The 416-nt window shown below is 76.0% G+C and carries 1 pseudogene; it reads right to left on the bottom strand.

The annotated features are described in order from the left end of the window. Positions 1-104 precede the first annotated feature (104 nt). Positions 105-416: pseudogene (locus tag AC6RA4_RS08755) on the bottom strand (penicillin-binding protein); the annotation flags it as partial.

Here is a 416-nt window from a genome sequence, read left to right as displayed (position 1 = left end):
TTCCCGGGGGGGGGGGGGGGGGCGGGGGGCGGGGGGGGGCCGCCCCCCCCCCCCCCCCCCCACCCCCTCCGCCCGCGCAGACGGGCGGACCCCACGCGCAGCGCTCAGTAAAGGCCGCCCGAGGACAGCGTCCCAAAGCTCGCCTTGGGCCCGACCGTGGCCTTGCGCCCGGTCGAGGTGGTGACCTGGCGGGCCCGGGTGGTGCCGTCGGGCTGGATCAGGTCGAAATTGCCCGACATCGCCCAGCCACCGTCGAGCTGCACGCCGAACAGCGGCTCCTGGCCGCGGCGGAAGCACTCGGCCACCACGTTCGGGCCCGAGGCGTCGGCGCCGAGGCGGGCCCCGGAGAAGCGGTCGATCTTGATGAACTCGCAGCCCTCGGGCACGTCGAAGGCGCCGCCACCGTATTTCTGCAC

This window comes from Salipiger sp. (assembly GCF_059781815.1).
The sequence above is the reverse complement of the archived record's forward strand: the minus strand, read 5'-3'. Positions and strand labels throughout refer to the sequence as shown.